Raw genomic sequence first — 17,856 nt, 5'->3', positions numbered from 1 at the left:
TTCTCCTCTTATTTTTCATCCAGCTTCAGCACGCTCATGAAGGCCTTCTGTGGGATCTCCACATTGCCCACCTGGCGCATCCGCTTCTTTCCTTCCTTCTGCTTTTCCAGCAGCTTTCTCTTCCGGCTGATATCGCCGCCGTAGCACTTGGCAAGCACGTCCTTGCGCAGCGCCTTGACCGTCTCTCTGGCGATGATCTTGCTTCCGATGGCAGCCTGGATAGGGATCTCAAAGAGCTGGCGGGGGATCTCCTCCTTCAGCTTCTCGCACATCTTCCTGCCCCTCTCGTAGGCAGTCCCGGCGTGGACGATAAAGGACAGGGCATCCACCTCCTCCTTGTTGATCAGGATGTCCAGCTTCACCAGCTCAGATCTCTGGTAGCCCAGCATCTCATAGTCAAAGGAGGCGTAGCCCCTTGACCGGGATTTGAGAGCGTCAAAGAAGTCGTAAATGATCTCGTTCAGGGGCAGGTGATACCGGAGAACCGCTCTCGTCTCCTCAATGTACTCCATGCCCTGGTACTCGCCCCGCCTCTCCTGGCAGAGCTCCATGATGGAGCCGATGTACTCGGAGGTCACCATGATCTCCGCTTTTACCATAGGCTCCTCCATGTATTCGATCTCCGAGGGATCCGGCAGGTTGGAGGGATTGGTCAGCTCGATGACCTCCCCGTTTGTCTTGTGCACCTTGTAGATAACACCCGGTGCCGTGGTCACCAGATCCAGGTTGTACTCTCTCTCCAGTCTCTCCTGGATGATCTCCAGGTGGAGCAGTCCCAGGAAGCCGCAGCGAAATCCAAAGCCCAGGGCCACAGAGGTCTCCGGCTCGAACTGCAGGGACGCGTCGTTGAGCTGCAGCTTTTCCAGGGCGTCTCTCAGATCCGGATACTTGGCCCCGTCTGCGGGATACATGCCGCAGTACACCATGGGCTGCACCTTCTTGTAGCCCGGAAGGGGCTCGCTGCAGGGATGGTTCGCGTCTGTCACCGTATCTCCCACCCGGGTGTCCTTTACATTTTTCAGGCTGGCTGTAAAGTAGCCCACCATGCCGGCCTCCAGCTCATTGCAGGGGATGAACTGCCCTGCTCCGAAGTAGCCCACCTCCACCACATCAGCGGTAGTGCCTGTGGCCATCATGTGGATGGACATTCCCTTGCGGATTGTCCCCTCCATGATCCGGCAGAAGACAATGACACCCTTGTAGGAGTCGTACAGGGAGTCAAAGATCAGGGCCTTGAGGGGCGCCTTCGGATCCCCTGTGGGGGCAGGTATCTTCTGGATGATCTGCTCCAGCACCTGATCCACGTTCAGGCCTGTCTTGGCGGAGATGAGGGGCGCGTCCTGGGCCTCGATCCCGATCACATCCTCGATCTCCTCGATGACTCTCTCCGGCTCCGCGCTTGGCAGATCCACCTTGTTGATGACCGGCATCACATCCAGGTCATGATCCAGCGCCAGATACACATTGGCCAGCGTCTGGGCCTCCACACCCTGTGCCGCGTCCACCACCAGGATCGCGCCGTCGCAGGCCGCCAGGCTCCGGGACACTTCATAGTTAAAGTCCACATGTCCCGGTGTGTCGATAAGGTTGAAAATATATTCGTGACCGTCCTTTGCCTTGTAGACGGTCCGGACGGCCTGGGACTTGATGGTGATGCCCCTCTCCCGCTCCAGATCCATATTATCCAGCACCTGGGACTGCATCTCACGGCTTGTGAGAAGGCCGGTCATCTCGATGATGCGGTCCGCCAGGGTTGATTTCCCATGGTCAATATGGGCAATGATACAAAAATTCCGAATTCTGCTCTGTTCTATTTCTCCCACTTCTATCGTTCCTTCCATAGTAAGTAATATTCCATTTCAGCTCCCATATCATAGCATGACTGCCCCGCTTTGCGCAAGCGCACTGTCATGCCTGAGCGCTGTATTTTACAATAAAGATCTCCACGCACATGGTGTTGTCCAGCCGCCCCGTCTTGGCCGCCTCCTCCATATCCGCGGCGTCCTCCAGTATACTGCGGATCTGCCGCCCGGAAAATCCTTTGCTCTGATCCATACATTTCCCAGCCACGTAGGGGTGTAGCCCCGCGCTCTGGGCAATCTGCTGCCTTCCGAGGCCCTTCTTCATCAGGTCCTTCACCTCCAGCAGGATGCGGAACTGCCTTGTCAGGAGGGCCAGGATCCGAAGAGGCGGCTCCTTCAGCGCCACCAGGTCATAGTAGTAGTCCAGTGCCTTTTTCTGCTGCTTTTTGGCCACAGCGTCCACCATGTCAAAGATCCGGTTTGTGATTTGGGTCGTGCAGATGTCCTCCACGTCCTGTATGGTGATCTCATCCTTAAAAGCCGTGTAGGAGAACAGCTTCTCCAGCTCCTTTTCCAGATTTTCCATATCTGTCCCAGCCTTTGAGATCAGATACCGCACCGTAGACTCCTGGATCCTTTTGTTCTCTCTTTTCACAGCCGAGGCGATCCACAGAAGGAGGGTCTTCTCGTCCTGCATGCCCATCTCCACGACGCGCCCTTTGTCCTTGACCGCCTTGTACAGCTTTCCCCGCTTGTCCACCTCTGTCTCGACAAAGAGAAAGATCACCGTGTCCGGCATGGTCTTAATATAGTCCGCCAGCTCCGGGGATGCGGTCTTGAAAAATCCCGAGTTCTCCACCACAATGAGCCGGTGGTCCGCAAAAAAGGGCATGGTCTCCGCCAGATCTATAATCTCCGGGACACTGGTATTTTTCCCCTCATAGTAGGAATAGTTCATAGTGTCCCCCTCAGGGATGATGGCCTTTGTGAGCCGCTGCTTGTATTGTTTCTTCAGGTAGGCCTCCTCCCCGTAGAGGAGATATACGTTTTTAAATTGTCCGGTCTTTATATCTTCATTTAAATTCTTCATGTTGACTATTATAAGCGATTTGTGCCGGTCTTGACAAGGGAAGATAACATCCGGGGCAGCGAAATCAGATCAGGAACCCGCGGATACTCATTTTCCTGCCGTCTGTCCGGATGGTCACAGCTCCGCTGCGTGCCGTCTGGTATACCAGGCAGCCAGCCTGCGAAAGCCTCTCCATCGTCTCCTTATGGGGATGTCCGTACCGGTTGTCCCGGCCGGCTGAAATAAGGGCCACATCAGGGGATGCCTGCCTTAGAAGCTCCTCTGATGTGGAATTTTTCGAGCCGTGATGGGCCACCTTCAACACATCGTATGTCTTTTCCAGCCTCTGTGCCAGCACCTCCTCGCCCTCCCCCTCCACGTCACCTGTAAGGAGCATGTCAAAGGCACCGCAGGATACGTCCAGCACAAGGGAGGCCCCGTTTCCCGGCATCAGCTCATCTCCTCTCCCGGGCTGGAGGCAGGTCACTGTGAGGCTGCCCCAGGACAGAGCACCTCCCCTGTCCATGAACGCAAGGGGAACGCCCCGCTTTTCAGCCTCCTTTGCCAGAGCCTGCAGCTTCTCATCCCACACTTCGGGAACAGGCAGCACAAGGCAGCACACCTTCACTCCCATCTCCTGCCTTCCCAGCAGCTCTTCCACCCCATTCATGTGGTCGCCGTCCCCGTGGGTCACGAATACATAGTCCAGCTTTCCCACACCTTTCGCCTTTAAAAACGGCTCGATCCGGTATCTGCCGGCCTGGTCCGTATCGCTGCTGCCCCCGTCCACAAGAATGCTGGTTCCGTCGTCCGCCCGGATAAAAATGCTGTCCCCCTGGCCCACATCCAGCACAGTGATCTCCGTCTGGCCCAGACTGCCCAGCCGGGAGGCAGGCCCGGCAAAGAGCAGGACTGCCAGCCCCGCCAGCACAGGGACGAAGGCTCTGCGCCTCTCCCGCGGGCAGTGCCGGTCCTCCTTCCTCTCCCTTCTTCTGGCCAAAGCCCAGAGAACCATGGTGATCCCCAGCGCCGCATAGTAGAACCAGACCGTATCCATCCCCGGCTGCCCTGTCACAAGGCGGCTCCCCGGGAGGGCAAGGGCAGCCCGGCAGCTGACCTCATAGACATCCAGTATCCTGCCGGATATCCAGAGGAGCGCCAGCCCTGCCGGCTCAACTGCCATGTACAGAAGGCTGCCCGCCATCCCCAGAAAAAGGAGGGCTGACATGAGGGGGATCACAAGCAGATTTAAGAGCACAGAGTAGACGGGAAACTCAAAATAGTGGTACAGTGTGACCGGAAAGAGGATCATCTGCACACCCAGGCTGGATTGCAGCGCCTGCACCAGACCTGTCTTTGCTTTCGCCAGCCTGCCCCTGCTCCCTGCCTGACGTCTCCTGTTCTCCTCCGCCTGCCGGTTCTTTCCTGGCAGCCGGATCAGCTCGCCGAGAAGCCACATCCCAAGGATCGCCCCGAAGGACATCTGAAATCCCCCGTCATAGAAGGACAGGGGCTGCCACAGGATGACCACCACAGCTGCCGCGGACAGGGCGGTGATCATGTCGTAGACCCTTCCTGTCATATCTGCTCCCACCCGTATGAGAAACATGACAAGGGAGCGCAGCACCGCCACGCCTGCGCCGATCATGAGGATGTACAGCAGCAGAAACCCAATGCCGAGAAGACCTCCCACCAGATAGGAGCCTGTGCGGCGCCTCAGAAACTGATAGGAGCCGATGCCGATAAAGGACAGGTGTAGCCCTGATATGGACAGGATGTGGGCAATGCCGTTGACCTGGTAGAGCTCCTTTGTCTCCGGATCCATGCCCTGCCGGTCCCCCAGGATCATAGCCGCCAGGATGCCGCCGTCCTTCTCTCCCGCCGCCTCCAAAAGAGCGGCTTTCCACGCTCTGCGGAACCTCTCAAGAGCGTCCCGCAGACGCCAGAAGGTGCCATCTGTCACCTCTACGCTCTGTGTCCACAGGCCTGCGTGTATGTTCTGTCTCTGATAATAAAACTTCTGATCAAAATTTCCGGGATTTCGCGCCTCATCGAAGAAAAAGAGCTGTCCCCTGGCGCGCAGGATATTTCCTGTCCGAAGATCCGTCTTATCAGGATCGTATAAGATCACGCCGGCCTCCCCCACGGTTCGGCCGGACTTTGTGATAGAATTCTCTCTTAGATAAAATACATTGTAATCTGCCTTCTCTTCCCTTTTCCACACCTGCCCTTCTATAAGGACCGTGTCCCCCTCCTCAAAGGCCGCCCGGGCAGGGGGATCCCTAAGCTCCTCCAGGAAAACGTCTCCGCCCAGGTGGACGGCGAGAAAAGCGGCAAGCAGGAAGAGCGAGCAAAAAATAAACAATCGTCTTTCTTTCAATATTATTCCGTTTCCTCCACCAAATCCGGATTTCTCTCCAGGGGATGGCTCAGATCCACCGCATTTCTGAATTTGATATCAGACTCTCCATTCACAGAGATCTGCACAGACTGAACCTCCCCGTCTCCGTTCTCCACAAGGGAATTCACTATGGAGTAGACTGCCAGCTCCGGGGAGACCTGGTAATCCTGGGAGAGAAATCCCTCATCAAAATTCACATAGCAGATGCCATCCTTTACAGAAACTCCCAGGAGGATCGTGTCCGACGGCAGCGTGTCCTGGCACTCCTGGGTCCGGGGCCCCTTCAGGAGCTGCTCCAGGATCAGCTTCTGCAGGGATGTATTGCTGTTGTACCTCACATTTACCGTCTCCCGCGCCAGACTGTTCCCATCTGCGTCGGCAAAGTACAGAGTCAGATCTGTCTTCTCATAGGAATTCAGGGCAGAGCCTATATTTCGCACAAAGTCCTCCGCCCCCATGTAGCCTGTCTCTGTCCCGTCCGCCTCCCGGAGAGGCTGATCGCCTATGAAGAAGCGGACCCTGCTGATGCCCTCGATCTGCGTCAGGGACTGAACCACAGCGGCCCGCAGCAGTACCTCGCTCTTCTTGGAGAGACTGCTGTAGGAGTCGCTGAAGGTCAGGTCCAGCTTCCCGTTCCGGAGATCCTTTACCTCCACGGACACCTCCTCAGGGATCGCACTCACATACCCCTCCGGGGCCCCGGGCTCTTTCATCTCCTCAAGGGCCTCCCGAACCATATCCCGGGTTTCTCCTGCGGACGGCTCCCAGGCCACCGGCATAAGAGACACGCTTCCCTGCTCCACATAGAGCAGATACTCCTCTCCCTGCTTCGGGGCGCTCCTATCCCCACCGCATCCGGTGAGAAGTCCCAGGGCCAGAAGAAGGGCCGCAGACAGGGCTGCCGCTCTCTTCACTGGTCTGTACAGATTTTTCATATGCAGAAACCTCCTTCCAATCTCCCTGTCCAGGCGATCAGACAACATAGCTCAAGGGGATGCGCACTGTAAATGTGGTTCCCTCCCCCACCTGGCTGTACACCTTGACAGCGCCCCGGTGAAGAACCACCGCATTTCTGGCAATGGCAAGGCCAAGCCCGGTGCCGCCGATCTCCCTGGAGTGGGATTTATCCACCCGGTAGAACCGCTCGAAAATGTGCTCCTGTGCCTCCGCCGGTATGCCGATGCCCGAGTCAGCCACCTCGATGTAGAAGAATTTATGGTCTGCGTTCAAGGACACATGAACCCATCCGCCCTCCACATTGTACTTCACAGCGTTCTCCACAAGATTTGTAATAGCAAGGGAAAGCTTTACCTCGTCAATTTCTGCGTTTACAGGCCGAAAGCTTTCAAAGACCACCTCGATGTTGGCCGCCGCCGCGATGGGCTGAAGCCGCTTCAGGATCTTCTCCACCAGTTCGTTGATGTTGGTCTGCTTCACATCCAGAGTGGAAGCCGTCTTGTCCATCTTGACAAGGGACAGAAGGTCGTTGATGATCTTGTCCTCCCGCTCGATCTCCTCCGAAAGATCCGCCATAAACTCCCTGTACAGCTCCACAGGCGCGTCCTCCTGCACAAGCAGGGAGTCCGCCAGCACCTTCATGGAGGTGATGGGTGTCTTCAGCTCGTGAGACACGTTGGCCACAAACTCCTGCCTGGAATCGTCTAGTATCTTCAGACGGCCCAGCATCTTGTTAAAGGCCTCAGACAGAAGACTTGTCTCTGTGTATGCATTTTCGTGGAGATAGTTGGTGTCATAGCCCTCGCTGACCGCCTCGATGGAGGAGGTGATCCTGGCAAAGGGGCGGACCATGACAGAGCCCAGTATGACAGCGAGAGCTGCTACCAGGAGGGCTGTCACTCCCACAGCCACCCAGGCTGTGCCTCCCAGCACGCTCAGGCCGTCCAGGACAGAGTCAGCGGACACGCTGGCAAGCAGAACGCCGGACACCTGCTCGCTTCCCGGGACGAACACCGGAGAAGTCACCTCAATATACTGGTTGTCCCGGTCGTAGATCTTCGTTCCCTCCCCCTCAAAGCACTGCATCACATCCTCGGACACAATGATCTTCCCTGTATCCAGGTCGTATGTATCCTCCGTGATCTGATACTGACTGTTGATCAGCATGATGCGGCCATTGTAAATACCTGACATCTGCTCCAGCTCAGCCTCCAGCACCTCCGAGAGACCTGTATCCAGGTATCCCCCGGCGCCGATCTGATTGCACAGGATCGTGCACTGGTTCTGCAGCTGGGCGGTCCGCACATCGACCGCCCTGTTTTCATAGCTTTCCAGGATAACTGCTTTCAAGACAAGGCAGGGAATGATCCCCACTGCTATAAAAAGAAATATGATTCGAAACTTCAGACTTTTCAAAAAATGATTTCTGAAATATAATCTAACCCCTGAAATAGTAACCAACTCCCCACTTTGTGTACACGTATTTCGGATCGCTGGGCTGCGCCTCGATCTTCTCCCTGAGCCTTCGGATATGTACATCCACTGTGCGCACGTCGCCCGGGTACTCGTAGCCCCACACAAGGTTCAGCAGATTCTCCCGGCTGTACACCTTATTCGGATGGGTAGCCAGAAGCTCCAGAAGGTCGAACTCCTTGGCAGTCAGGTTAATCTCCCGATCACCGATCACCACTCTGCGGCTCTCGCAGTCAATCTTCATATCTCCCTTGACCACCAGCTTTCCGTCTTCCTTCTGATCCTTCTTCTTCCTTGTGCGGCGAATGATGGCCTTGATCCTGGCCTTCACCTCCAGGATGTTGAAGGGCTTGGTGATATAGTCGTCAGCCCCGTACTCCAGCCCCAGGATCTTGTCCATGTCCTCTCCCTTGGCGGTCAGCATGATGATAGGGACGTCCGAGTACTCCCGAATCTGTCTGCACACCTCAAAGCCGTCATGCTTGGGCAGCATGACGTCCAGGAGGATAATGTCGTATGTATTTTCGGCGGCCAGCTTTAAGGCCTCCTCCCCGTCGTAAGCGCAGTCCACTTCCATGTCGTCCTGCTCCAGACTGAACCGTATTCCCTTCACGATCAGTTTTTCATCGTCCACAACCAATACTTTCCAACCCATAATGTCTCCCTTAGCTTTTTTGTTCTTCTTCTGTCATCACACAGTGATCTCATCCTTCAGCTTCTCGTAGATGCCTTCCTTGATGCCGTCCACCTTCATAATATCCTCCGGCGCTTGGAAAGCTCCCTCTTCCTCCCGGTAGGTGATAATGGCCTCCGCCCGGGTCTGTCCGATCCCCGTGAGGGTCATCAGCTCCTCCAGACCAGCGGTGTTCAGGTTCACCTTTCCTCCGCCCTGCTCCCGGGAAGAAGACGCCGCCCCCCAGGAGTCGTCCTGAGGAAACGTGCCCGCCTCTGCCTCCTCCTTTGAGGGGACATAGATCTTCTGTCCGTCCTCCGCCTGCTGGGCCAGGTTCAGGCTCTCCGGGCTGGCCCCCTCCAGAGTGCCTCCGGCCCTCTCTATGGCCTGGTACACGCGGGCCCCCGCAGACAGCTCATAGACGCCCGGGGCGGCCACCTGGCCGCACACATAGACAAAGATGGCGTCAGTCTCCTGTTCCGGCTCCTGCCCCTTCTCCCGGGTCTCCTCACCTGTCTTCTCCGGGGAGTCCTCCTCGCCTGAAGAGGCCTCCTCCCCGTCTTCTTCCAGAGAGATCTCCTCTATGCCGGAGGTCTCTTCCTTCTTTTCACATCCGTTTAAACAGCCGGTCAGGATCACAAGAATCCAGAGAACCGCTGTCAGTCTTCTACGCATAATTTACTCCTTTACAGCCGTATCCCAGCTGCGGACACCCCTCTTATGCTTAGATAAAGCCATTGTACTATTTCCACTGAAAAATTGCAACTCCAATCAGAGCCAGGGCCATGCCTCCCACCTTCCGCCATTCCAGGGGCTCCTTCTCCACACCAAAAAGCCCTGCCAGCTCGATGAGATAGGCCACGATGAGCTGGGCGATGACGATGAGAAGAGCCGCCTTTGCAGGCCCCAGCTGCTCCATGCTGCGGATGACAGTCCAGGTGATCCCCGCCCCGATGACGCCTCCCAGGAGCATATATTTCGGTTCCACCCGGGCGATGGCCCCAAAGCTGTCCCTCCCCGCAAAGAACCAGACCCCCAGACAGACCGCCAGGGCAGAGAACTGCACCCAGGCATTGCTCACATACTCCCCCGTGGTCTTGGTGACCTGGGTGTTAAATACGCCCTGCACACTCATGAGGGCGCCCGACAATAGTGCAATAAAAAAGCCGGCCATAGAAAATCACTTCCTTCCTCTTGATCAGAAGTTAGTATTTCCCACAGCCAGCCTGTATATTCCGCCGAAATCTGTATTTATCCGGTCATTTTCTTTTGTGGATCTTCTCCTAGAGCGCCTTCTCCAGCTTTTCGATCATCTCGTCCACATGCTCCTCCGTGATCACAAGGGGCGGAACCATGCGGAGCACATTTCCCCCGGCGGTGATGACAAGAAGCCCCTCCTTCTGCGCCTTCACCACGACCTCGCCCACCGGCACGTTCAGGACAAGGCCCTGCATCAGGCCCTTTCCTCTGCGCAGCTTCACGGACTCTTTGCGCTCTGCCAGGGCGTCCAGCTGCTTCTCCAGGTAGGCTCCCACCTGCTTCACGTGATCGCAGAGCTTTTCCTTTTCAAAAATGTCCAGCACTGCGCTGACCGCCGCGCACACAAAGGGATTTCCCCCGTAGGTGGTGCCGTGGTCTCCCGGAGCCAGGGACTTCTCCGCCACCTTCTCTGTCATGGCAAAGGCACCCACCGGGACGCCGCCGCCGATGGCCTTGGCCATAGCCATGATGTCCGGCTTCACGCCATAGTCCTGCCAGGCGAACATGGTGCCTGTGCGCCCCATACCGCACTGGATCTCATCCAGGATGAGGAGCACATTGTTCTCATCGCAGAGCTTCCTCACGCCCTGCAGGAATTCCGGGTCAATGGGATAGATGCCTCCCTCGCCCTGGAGTGTCTCCATGATCACCGCGCAGGTGTGCCCGTTCATCTGCTCCTTCACGCTGTCCAGGTCATTGTACCGGGCAAATCGCACGCCCCCTATAAGGGGCTCAAAGGGAGTCCGGTATGCCTCGTTGCCTGTCACAGCCACAGCCCCCATGGTGCGCCCGTGGAAGGAGTGCTCCATGGCGATAAACTCATACCGGCCGGAGCCCTCTGTGTAGGCGTATTTTCTGGCCGCCTTCAGGGCTCCCTCTATGGCCTCGGTGCCGCTGTTTGTAAAGAAAACCCGGTCCATCTGAGCCGCCTTTGTCAGCTTTTGGGCCGCCTCAGCCGCCGGTTTGCTGTAGTACAGGTTGGAGGTGTGGAGCAGGGTGTCCACCTGGTTCTTCAGAGCCTCTGTGTACTCCTTGTGGCCGTAGCCAAGTCCGCACACAGCGATGCCTGCGGCAAAGTCCAGGTATTTTTTCCCCTCCGTGTCATACAGGTACACGCCCTCGCCCCTCTCCAGGACGATGGGATACCGGTTGTAGGTGTGCAGGAGCGACTGCTCCGCCTCGTCGATCCATTTATTTGTCATTGTAAAATCTGCTCCCTTCATCGTCTAAGATGGCGGTTCCGATTCCTCTGTTGGTGAAAATCTCCAGCAGGAGGCAGTGGGGGATCCTGCCGTCCAGGATATGCACTCTGGAAACGCCGTTTTCAATTGCGTCGATACAGTTGTTCAGCTTGGGAAGCATGCCGCCTCCGATGTAGCCCTCCTCCATCAGCTTTCTGGCCTCAGACACCTTCAGCTCCGAGATCAGTGTCTCCGGGTCCTTGGAATCCTTGTAGACACCTTCAATGTCTGTCAGGAAGGCCAGCTTCTCCGCATGCATGGCCCTGGCGATGGCGCAGGCCGCGTCGTCCGCGTTGATGTTGTAGGTGTTGTTCCTGTCGTCCAGTCCCACAGGGCACACGATGGGGAGGAAATCCTTCTCCAGCAGATCCCATAGGATGTCCGCGTTCACTTCCCTCACATCTCCCACAAAGCCGATGTCCTGGCCGTCGGAGAGCTTCTTTGTCACCCGCAGGAGGCCTCCGTCCTTTCCGCTGATGCCGATGGCCCGCACGCCCAGGCCCTCCACGAACTGGACCAGCTCTTTATTTACCTTTCCAAGAACCATCTCCGCCAGCTCCATGGTGGCCGCGTCGGTCACCCGCAGACCGTTGACAAAATGGGGCTCCATGCCCACCTTGCCCACCCAGCGGCTGATCTCCTTTCCGCCGCCGTGGACGATGATGGGCTTAAAGCCCACCAGCTTCAGCAGGGTCACGTCCTGAATCACTCTCTCCTTGAGGGTCTCGTCCACCATGGCGCTGCCGCCGTATTTCACAACAATGACTTTCCGGTTAAACCGCTGGATGTAGGGGAGGGCCTCGATGAGCACCTCCGCCTTGTCCAGATATTTCTGCATATTGTTATCCATTTTTTTTAACTCCTGTAATCCGCGTTGATTTCAATGTATCCGTGTGTCAGGTCGCAGCCCCAGGCGGAGGCGCTCTCCTGTCCCAGCTTCACGTCCGCGATGGCTGTCACCTCCGGCTGGGAGAGGATTTTCGTTGCCTCCTCCTCGCTGTAGTCCACAGCCGTGCCGTTCTCTATGATCTGGATTTTGCCTGCCTGGCTCTCAAAGAAGAGATCCACCTTTTCCGGGTCAAACTGGGCGCCGGAGTAGCCCATGGCGCAGAGGATCCTTCCCCAGTTGGCGTCGTGGCCCGCGATGGCTGTCTTGGTCAGATTGGAGCAGACGATGGATTTGGCCAGCACCTTGGCCTGCTCCTTGCTCTCGGCTCCGATGACCTTGGCCTCGAAGAGGGCTGTGGCACCTTCTCCATCCCCGGCGATCTTCTTTGCCAGGTACTCGTTGATCACGTGGAGAGCTGCCTTGAACTCCTGGTATTCCGGCGTACCGCAGGTAATCTCCTCGTTTTCCGCCATCCCGTTGGCCAGCAGGAGCACCGTGTCGTTGGTGGAGGTATCCCCGTCCACGGAGATCATATTGTATGTATCCGGCACATCCTCACTGAGAGCGCTCTGGAGAGCCTCCTTTGTGATGACTGCGTCTGTTGTGATAAAGGAGAGCATAGTGCACATGTTGGGATGGATCATTCCGGAGCCCTTTGCCATGCCGCCGATGGTGACGGTCTTATCCTTCACCTGGATAGTGACAGCAATCTCCTTCTCCTTTGTGTCTGTAGTCATGATGGCCCTGGCTGCCTCCGTGCCGGCCTCCAGGGTGGACGCCTTTTTCGGGGCCAGAGCCTCAATGCCGGCCTTCAGCTTTTCAATGGGCATCTGCTTTCCGATCACGCCGGTGGAGCCGATGAGCACTCCGGCCGGGTCAATGCCCAGCACCTCTCCGGCCTTGTCCGCCGTGTCCTTGCAATAGCCGAAGCCCTCCGCTCCTGTGCAGGCATTAGCAATTCCTGAGTTTACAATGATAGCCTGTGATTTCTTTTCACTCTTCACAACCTGCTGATCCCATTTCACCGGAGCCGCTTTCACCACATTTGTGGTAAAGGTCCCCGCTGTCACGCAGGGCACCTGGCTGTAGACCAGTGCCATATCCGTGCGGTCCTTGTACTTCAGCCCTGCAGCCGCGCAGGCTGCCTCAAATCCTTTTGCCGCGGTCACGCCGCCTTCTATTCTCTCCATGTTATCCACCTTCCTCTGAAAATATTTTTCTTTATTACTGTTCATTGAACGCCGTGATGTTGGCGTCATTCAGCACGAAATCGTAGTAGTTCAGATCTTCTCTCTCTGTCCAGCCGATGGTGTTCCAGAAGGCATTTCCGATGTCATTTTTTGTAAATGCAATAAGACAGACCTTGTTGATCTTCTCCGCCTTCAGGGCCTCCATGGCCCTCACCACCATGGCCTTTCCTATGCCGTGGCGCCGGTAGGCCTCGTCCACGCACACATGGTAGAGACAGCCTCTCCTGCCGTCATGTCCGCACAGGATGCTACCCACGATCTTCCCGTCCTTCTCCGCCACTACACTGGTGGTGGGATTTCTCATAAGGAAGCGCTCCACGCCCTCCCTGGAGTCGTCAATACTCCGGATGCCGAAGCCCTTGATCTGCTTCCAGAGGTGGTACACCTCCTCGTAATCATCTATTGTCATTTCCCGGATTGTCATGTCTGGTTACCTCCTATGGGAACATGGGCACAAGATCCAGCCCTGTATCCTCGGTCAGTCCGAAGGCCAGGTTCATGTTCTGCACCGCCTGTCCGGCCGCTCCTTTCACAAGATTGTCAATGGCTCCGATCATGATGATGCGGCCTGTCCTCTCATCGATCTTAAAGCCGATGTCCACGTAATTGCTGCCCTCCACCCACTTGGTTTCTGGGTAGACGCCCTCATCCAGAAGGCGGATGAATTTCTCATCCTTATAATATTTCTCGTACACGGCCTTCACGTCCTCATAGCTCACATCCTTTGTCAGCTTCGCGTACTCTGTGGCCAGGATGCCCCGGTTCATGGGTACCAGATGAGGCGTAAAGTTCAGCACCACCGGGTGTCCGCAGGCGTAGCCGAGCTGCTCCTCAATCTCCGGAGTGTGCCTGTGGGAGGCGATGCCGTAGGCCTTCATGTTTTCATTGACCTCACAGAAGAGGTTGGGCACCTTGGCCCCTCTCCCTGCGCCGGAGGTGCCGGACTTGGCGTCAATGATGAGAGTGTCCATGTCGATGAGCCCCTCCTTCGCCAGAGGGTAGGCCGTCAGGATGGAGCAGGTGGTGTAGCAGCCCGGGTTTGCGATGAGCCGGGCCTTCTTCACATCCTCCCTGTTGATCTCGCACAGGCCGTAGACTGCCTCCTTTATAAACTCCGGGCTCTTGTGTTCTATGCCGTACCACTTCTCGTAGGTAGCCACGTCCTTGATTCGGAAATCCGCGCTCAGGTCAATGATCTTCACCTTGCTTAGGATGTCCTCATTGACAAGGGAAGCGCACAGTCCCTGGGGGGTGGCTGTGAAGATCACGTCCGCCGCCGCTGCCAGCTCGTCCATGTTGTCATCCATGCAGACCGCGTCCACGATCTGGAACATATTCTGGTACACACTTGCGTACTTCTTATCTATATAGCTCCTGGAGCCGTACCACACGATCTCGGCGTCCTTATGTCCCATCAGGATGCGGACCAGCTCTGCTCCCGCGTATCCGGTGGAACCGATAATTCCTGCTCTTATCATCTTTCGCATATCCTTTCTTATTAAAATAGAATAACACTTGTTAAAGTTTATACCACTTTTCTTTCTGTGTAAAGTGGATTGCCGGAACTTTTTCCCCGCTGTACGTTTGTACTACATGATTATACATCCATAATGAATATTATGCAAGTTTTTTCTGTCATTATTTCCTGTGCCCCTCCTGTTTCCCTCTGTTCGCCCAGCGTTCCCTGCTCCCGCGCGCTCTCGTCTATCCCTCATTTTTATGCGGTTTCTCCCGGCGCAATCGGATTTTTTCCAAAAGCTTTGTATAATATACACTAAAATTCGTTTTTTTTGCATTACACTTGCATAATTATAAAATATGGTGTATAGTAAACCTTGCGATTTAGGTTATTTTAAGCGCGGCTCACAGCAGCGCAGAAAAATGAAAATACATTTCAGGAGGAAAATGCAATGAAAGAAAAAGTGGTACTTGCCTATTCAGGCGGACTTGACACAACAGCCGTCATCCCGTGGCTGAAGGAGACATTCGGATACGATGTTATCTGCTGCTGCGTGAACTGCGGACAGGGCGAAGAGCTGGACGGTCTGGAGGAGAGAGCGAAGATGTCCGGCGCTTCCAAATTATATATAGAAGATATTGTGGATGATTTCTGCGACAATTACATTGTTCCCTGCGTGCAGGCCCACGCAGTGTACGAGAACAAATACCTTATCGGCACGGCCATGGCCCGCCCCGCCATCACAAAGCGACTCGTTGAGATCGCAAGGAAGGAAGGCGCTGTCGCCATCTGCCACGGCGCCACAGGAAAAGGAAACGATCAGATCCGCTTTGAGCTGGCCATCAAGGCTCTGGCTCCGGACATCAAGATCATCGCCCCCTGGCGGATGACAGATCTTTGGACCATGCAGTCCAGGGAGGACGAGATCGAGTACTGCCGCCAGCACGGCATCGACCTTCCCTTTGACGCAAAGCACAGCTACAGCCGTGACCGCAACCTGTGGCACATCAGCCACGAGGGCCTGGAGCTGGAGGATCCGGCCAACGAGCCAAACTACGATGATCTTTTAGTCCTCACTGTACCTCCGGAGAAGGCACCGGACGAGCCGGAGTATGTGACTATGACATTTGAAAAGGGTGTTCCAAAGAGCATTAACGGCGTTGAGATGAAGGTTTCCGACATCATCCGCAAGCTGAACGAGCTGGGCGGCAAGCACGGCATCGGCATCATTGACATTGTAGAGAACCGTGTAGTGGGCATGAAGTCCCGCGGCGTCTACGAGACCCCTGGCGGAACTATCCTCTATGAGGCGCACCAGCAGCTTGAGGAGCTAGTTCTGGACCGCGCCACAACGGAAATGAAAAAGGAAATGGGCGACAAGCTGGCCCAGGTCGTATACGAGGGCAAGTGGTTCACACCCCTCCGGGAGGCCATTCAGGCATTCGTGGAGAGCACCCAGGAGTATGTGACCGGCGAAGTCAAATTCAAGCTCTACAAGGGCAACATCATCAAGGCCGGCACCACCTCCCCCTACTCACTGTACAGCGAGTCCCTGGCAAGCTTCACAACAGGCGATATGTATGACCACCACGACGCTGACGGCTTCATCACCCTGTTCGGGCTTCCGCTCAAGGTCCGCGCCCTGAAGATGCAGGAGATGAAAAAGCAAAGCGAGAGTAAATAATGAATTGGGGACGTAATGCTTTACAAAAGTGTTACGTCTCAAACTAATCCAACTGGTGTATAATTGTGTCAAACCACCACTGTGTTCACACACAATTTCCACTCATATCGTGATTAATCTGAAAAAAGCAAGAGCTTCTTCCGCGTAATACGTGAGAAACTCTTGCTTTTTTCGTGATACCAATCAAAACAGGCGGAGTCGCAACCGATTATATTTGACACAATTACACACCAGTTAGTCTAAATCCAGACGTAATACTTTTGCAAAGTGTTACGTCCCCATTTTGTTCTCCAGCCCGGATCGCTTCCAAAGCCACAGGCCGGACAACAGTACGAACAACGCGCCGCCGATCAGCTCAATCTCGTAAATGATGTTCTCACCTGTTGTGGACATCACCGGTAGGGCGGAGCATACGATGGCGATCCCGCAGATCACCAGCTCTGAATACCCAAGGAAGCAGCCCCACTTTTTATTCGTCGTCATCTGATACAGCTCCGGCTTATCCTCTTTTTCCTTCTTTATCTTAATGTACGCTGCAAACAGCAGCACATAGGGGAACAGGGATGTCAGCGCTGTCATGGTGACGAGCACGTTGTAGATGGTCTCCACTGCCGAAAAAAGATTGACTCCCGCCAGGAGCACTGTAATCAGCACAGCCTGGAACAGGATGGCTTTCTCCGGCACATCGTACTGGTTTTTCTTCATGAACTTATCCGAGAAGATCCCCGGCTCTGAATAGCCAAACAGCATCTTCACCGGCTGCACAATGTACAGGACAAGAGCTCCCAGAACAGACAGGGCGATACCAAACGCCAGGATCTGCACAAGAACCTGCGGCACTCCAAGGAGCTCACTTGCCTTTGCCAGAGCATCCAGTGTGCCTGTATAGGCGAAGATCTCCGAGGTGGGAAGCAGCATAGTCATGCAGACAGCTCCCACAACATAGAGCACGCAGATCAATCCCGCCGCGATCATGATAGCCCGTGGATAATCCTTCTGGGGGTTTTTCATGTCGGACACAAAGTTGGCTGTAAATTCCGCCCCTGTGTAGGCAAATGTAATGCCGGATATAGCCACAAGAGAATTCATATTCATTTTCGGCGTCAGCGTAGACACCGTGTACTCGGAAGCGCTGGGGGCAGCCTTCAGGACAACTACGGCCAGAATGGCCATGCCGATCAGAAAAATGGTCGGTATCACCGACCCGAAGGCCCCCACGCTTGTAAAGTATTTTCCAAGCTTCATGCCCCTCATACTGACAAAGGACAGCCCCCAGATCACCACCAGCGACATGATCAGCACAAATGGCTTATTGTCCGCCAGTTCCGGCTTCCCGATCATGTAGCTGATGTTAATGGCCAGAAAGGTCAGGAAGGAGGCGTACCAGAAGATCAGAGCTGTCCAGTGCATCCAGGACACGAGAAATCCGTACTTTGTTCCAAACGCGATCTTCACCCAGTCATTGAGTCCCCCATCTGTGGGATAGGCCGAGGCCAGCTCCGCACACATCAGCGCCTGTGGGATGAAAAAGATCAGCATAAAAATGACCCACATGGGGATTGCCCCCAACCCCAGGCCAAAGCTGTCTGAGGTTGATTTGGCAATCCATCTGATCCCGTAGAGTGCGGAGACATTCATCAACACAAGTTCCTTAAAACTGATTTTTTTATACTTGATGGTCCTCACCCCTTTCGGTTC

Annotated in this window: 15 protein-coding genes; 1 reads left to right on the top strand and 14 read right to left on the bottom strand. The window is 55.4% G+C overall.

All coding sequences use genetic code 11. The features are described from left to right. Nucleotides 1–8: 8 nt before the first annotated feature. The 13 genes from lepA to argC all read right to left on the bottom strand — a co-directional run bounded on the left by lepA (nucleotide 9) and on the right by argC (nucleotide 14,493). Nucleotides 9–1,841, bottom strand: a complete 1,833-nt coding sequence (gene lepA / locus NI21_RS0104625; protein WP_033125075.1) for a translation elongation factor 4 — start codon at nucleotides 1,839–1,841, stop codon at nucleotides 9–11. 67 nt (nucleotides 1,842–1,908) lie between these two features. After that, a complete protein-coding gene (gene holA, locus NI21_RS0104620; protein ID WP_033125074.1) occupies nucleotides 1,909–2,892 on the bottom strand; it encodes a DNA polymerase III subunit delta in 984 nt (327 codons plus the stop codon). Between the two features lie 64 nt (nucleotides 2,893–2,956). Then, complete coding sequence (locus NI21_RS0104615; protein WP_081957974.1) at nucleotides 2,957–5,251, bottom strand: DNA internalization-related competence protein ComEC/Rec2; 2,295 nt, start codon at nucleotides 5,249–5,251, stop codon at nucleotides 2,957–2,959. Nucleotides 5,252–5,253: 2 nt separating this feature from the next. Then, entirely contained in the window at nucleotides 5,254–6,207 is a 954-nt protein-coding gene (locus tag NI21_RS0104610; protein ID WP_052083932.1) for a GerMN domain-containing protein, read from the bottom strand. Nucleotides 6,208–6,244: 37 nt separating this feature from the next. Then, nucleotides 6,245–7,645 carry an ATP-binding protein gene (locus NI21_RS0104605; protein ID WP_347562497.1) on the bottom strand — a complete coding sequence of 467 codons (1,401 nt, stop codon included), beginning with the start codon at nucleotides 7,643–7,645 and terminating at the stop codon, nucleotides 6,245–6,247. Between the two features lie 22 nt (nucleotides 7,646–7,667). After that, entirely contained in the window at nucleotides 7,668–8,357 is a 690-nt protein-coding gene (locus NI21_RS0104600) for a response regulator transcription factor (RefSeq protein WP_033125073.1), read from the bottom strand. Between the two features lie 36 nt (nucleotides 8,358–8,393). Beyond that, entirely contained in the window at nucleotides 8,394–9,050 is a 657-nt protein-coding gene (locus NI21_RS0104595) for a helix-hairpin-helix domain-containing protein (protein WP_033125072.1), read from the bottom strand. A gap of 67 nt (nucleotides 9,051–9,117) precedes the next feature. Next, nucleotides 9,118–9,549, bottom strand: a complete 432-nt coding sequence (locus NI21_RS0104590; protein WP_033125071.1) for a DMT family transporter — start codon at nucleotides 9,547–9,549, stop codon at nucleotides 9,118–9,120. A 109-nt stretch (nucleotides 9,550–9,658) separates the two neighbouring features. After that, on the bottom strand, nucleotides 9,659–10,837 hold the full coding sequence (locus tag NI21_RS0104585) for an aspartate aminotransferase family protein (protein ID WP_033125070.1): 1,179 nt from the start codon (nucleotides 10,835–10,837) through the stop codon (nucleotides 9,659–9,661). Beyond that, nucleotides 10,827–11,726 carry an acetylglutamate kinase gene (argB, locus tag NI21_RS0104580; RefSeq protein ID WP_033125069.1) on the bottom strand — a complete coding sequence of 300 codons (900 nt, stop codon included), beginning with the start codon at nucleotides 11,724–11,726 and terminating at the stop codon, nucleotides 10,827–10,829. The genes NI21_RS0104585 and argB overlap by 11 nt, the downstream gene beginning before the upstream one ends. Before the next feature lie 5 nt (nucleotides 11,727–11,731). Next, nucleotides 11,732–12,955, bottom strand: a complete 1,224-nt coding sequence (gene argJ / locus NI21_RS0104575) for a bifunctional glutamate N-acetyltransferase/amino-acid acetyltransferase ArgJ (protein ID WP_033125068.1) — start codon at nucleotides 12,953–12,955, stop codon at nucleotides 11,732–11,734. Nucleotides 12,956–12,989: 34 nt separating this feature from the next. Then, on the bottom strand, nucleotides 12,990–13,439 hold the full coding sequence (locus tag NI21_RS0104570; RefSeq protein WP_033125067.1) for a GNAT family N-acetyltransferase: 450 nt from the start codon (nucleotides 13,437–13,439) through the stop codon (nucleotides 12,990–12,992). Between the two features lie 13 nt (nucleotides 13,440–13,452). Then, on the bottom strand, nucleotides 13,453–14,493 hold the full coding sequence (gene argC / locus NI21_RS0104565; RefSeq protein ID WP_033125066.1) for an N-acetyl-gamma-glutamyl-phosphate reductase: 1,041 nt from the start codon (nucleotides 14,491–14,493) through the stop codon (nucleotides 13,453–13,455). A 432-nt stretch (nucleotides 14,494–14,925) separates the two neighbouring features. Between argC and NI21_RS0104560 the strand changes: the two genes are divergently transcribed. Beyond that, complete coding sequence (locus NI21_RS0104560) at nucleotides 14,926–16,158, top strand: argininosuccinate synthase (protein ID WP_033125065.1); 1,233 nt, start codon at nucleotides 14,926–14,928, stop codon at nucleotides 16,156–16,158. Nucleotides 16,159–16,428: 270 nt separating this feature from the next. On the opposite strand, the gene NI21_RS0104555 is transcribed toward NI21_RS0104560, so the two are convergent. Then, nucleotides 16,429–17,844: an APC family permease gene (locus tag NI21_RS0104555; RefSeq protein ID WP_347562498.1), complete on the bottom strand. Its 1,416-nt coding sequence runs from the start codon at nucleotides 17,842–17,844 to the stop codon at nucleotides 16,429–16,431. Nucleotides 17,845–17,856 lie beyond the last annotated feature (12 nt).

Source organism: Eubacterium sp. ER2, from assembly GCF_000765215.1.
GTDB classification, from domain to species: domain Bacteria; phylum Bacillota; class Clostridia; order Lachnospirales; family Lachnospiraceae; genus Claveliimonas; species Claveliimonas intestinigallinarum.
The sequence above is the reverse complement of the archived record's forward strand: the minus strand, read 5'-3'. Positions and strand labels throughout refer to the sequence as shown.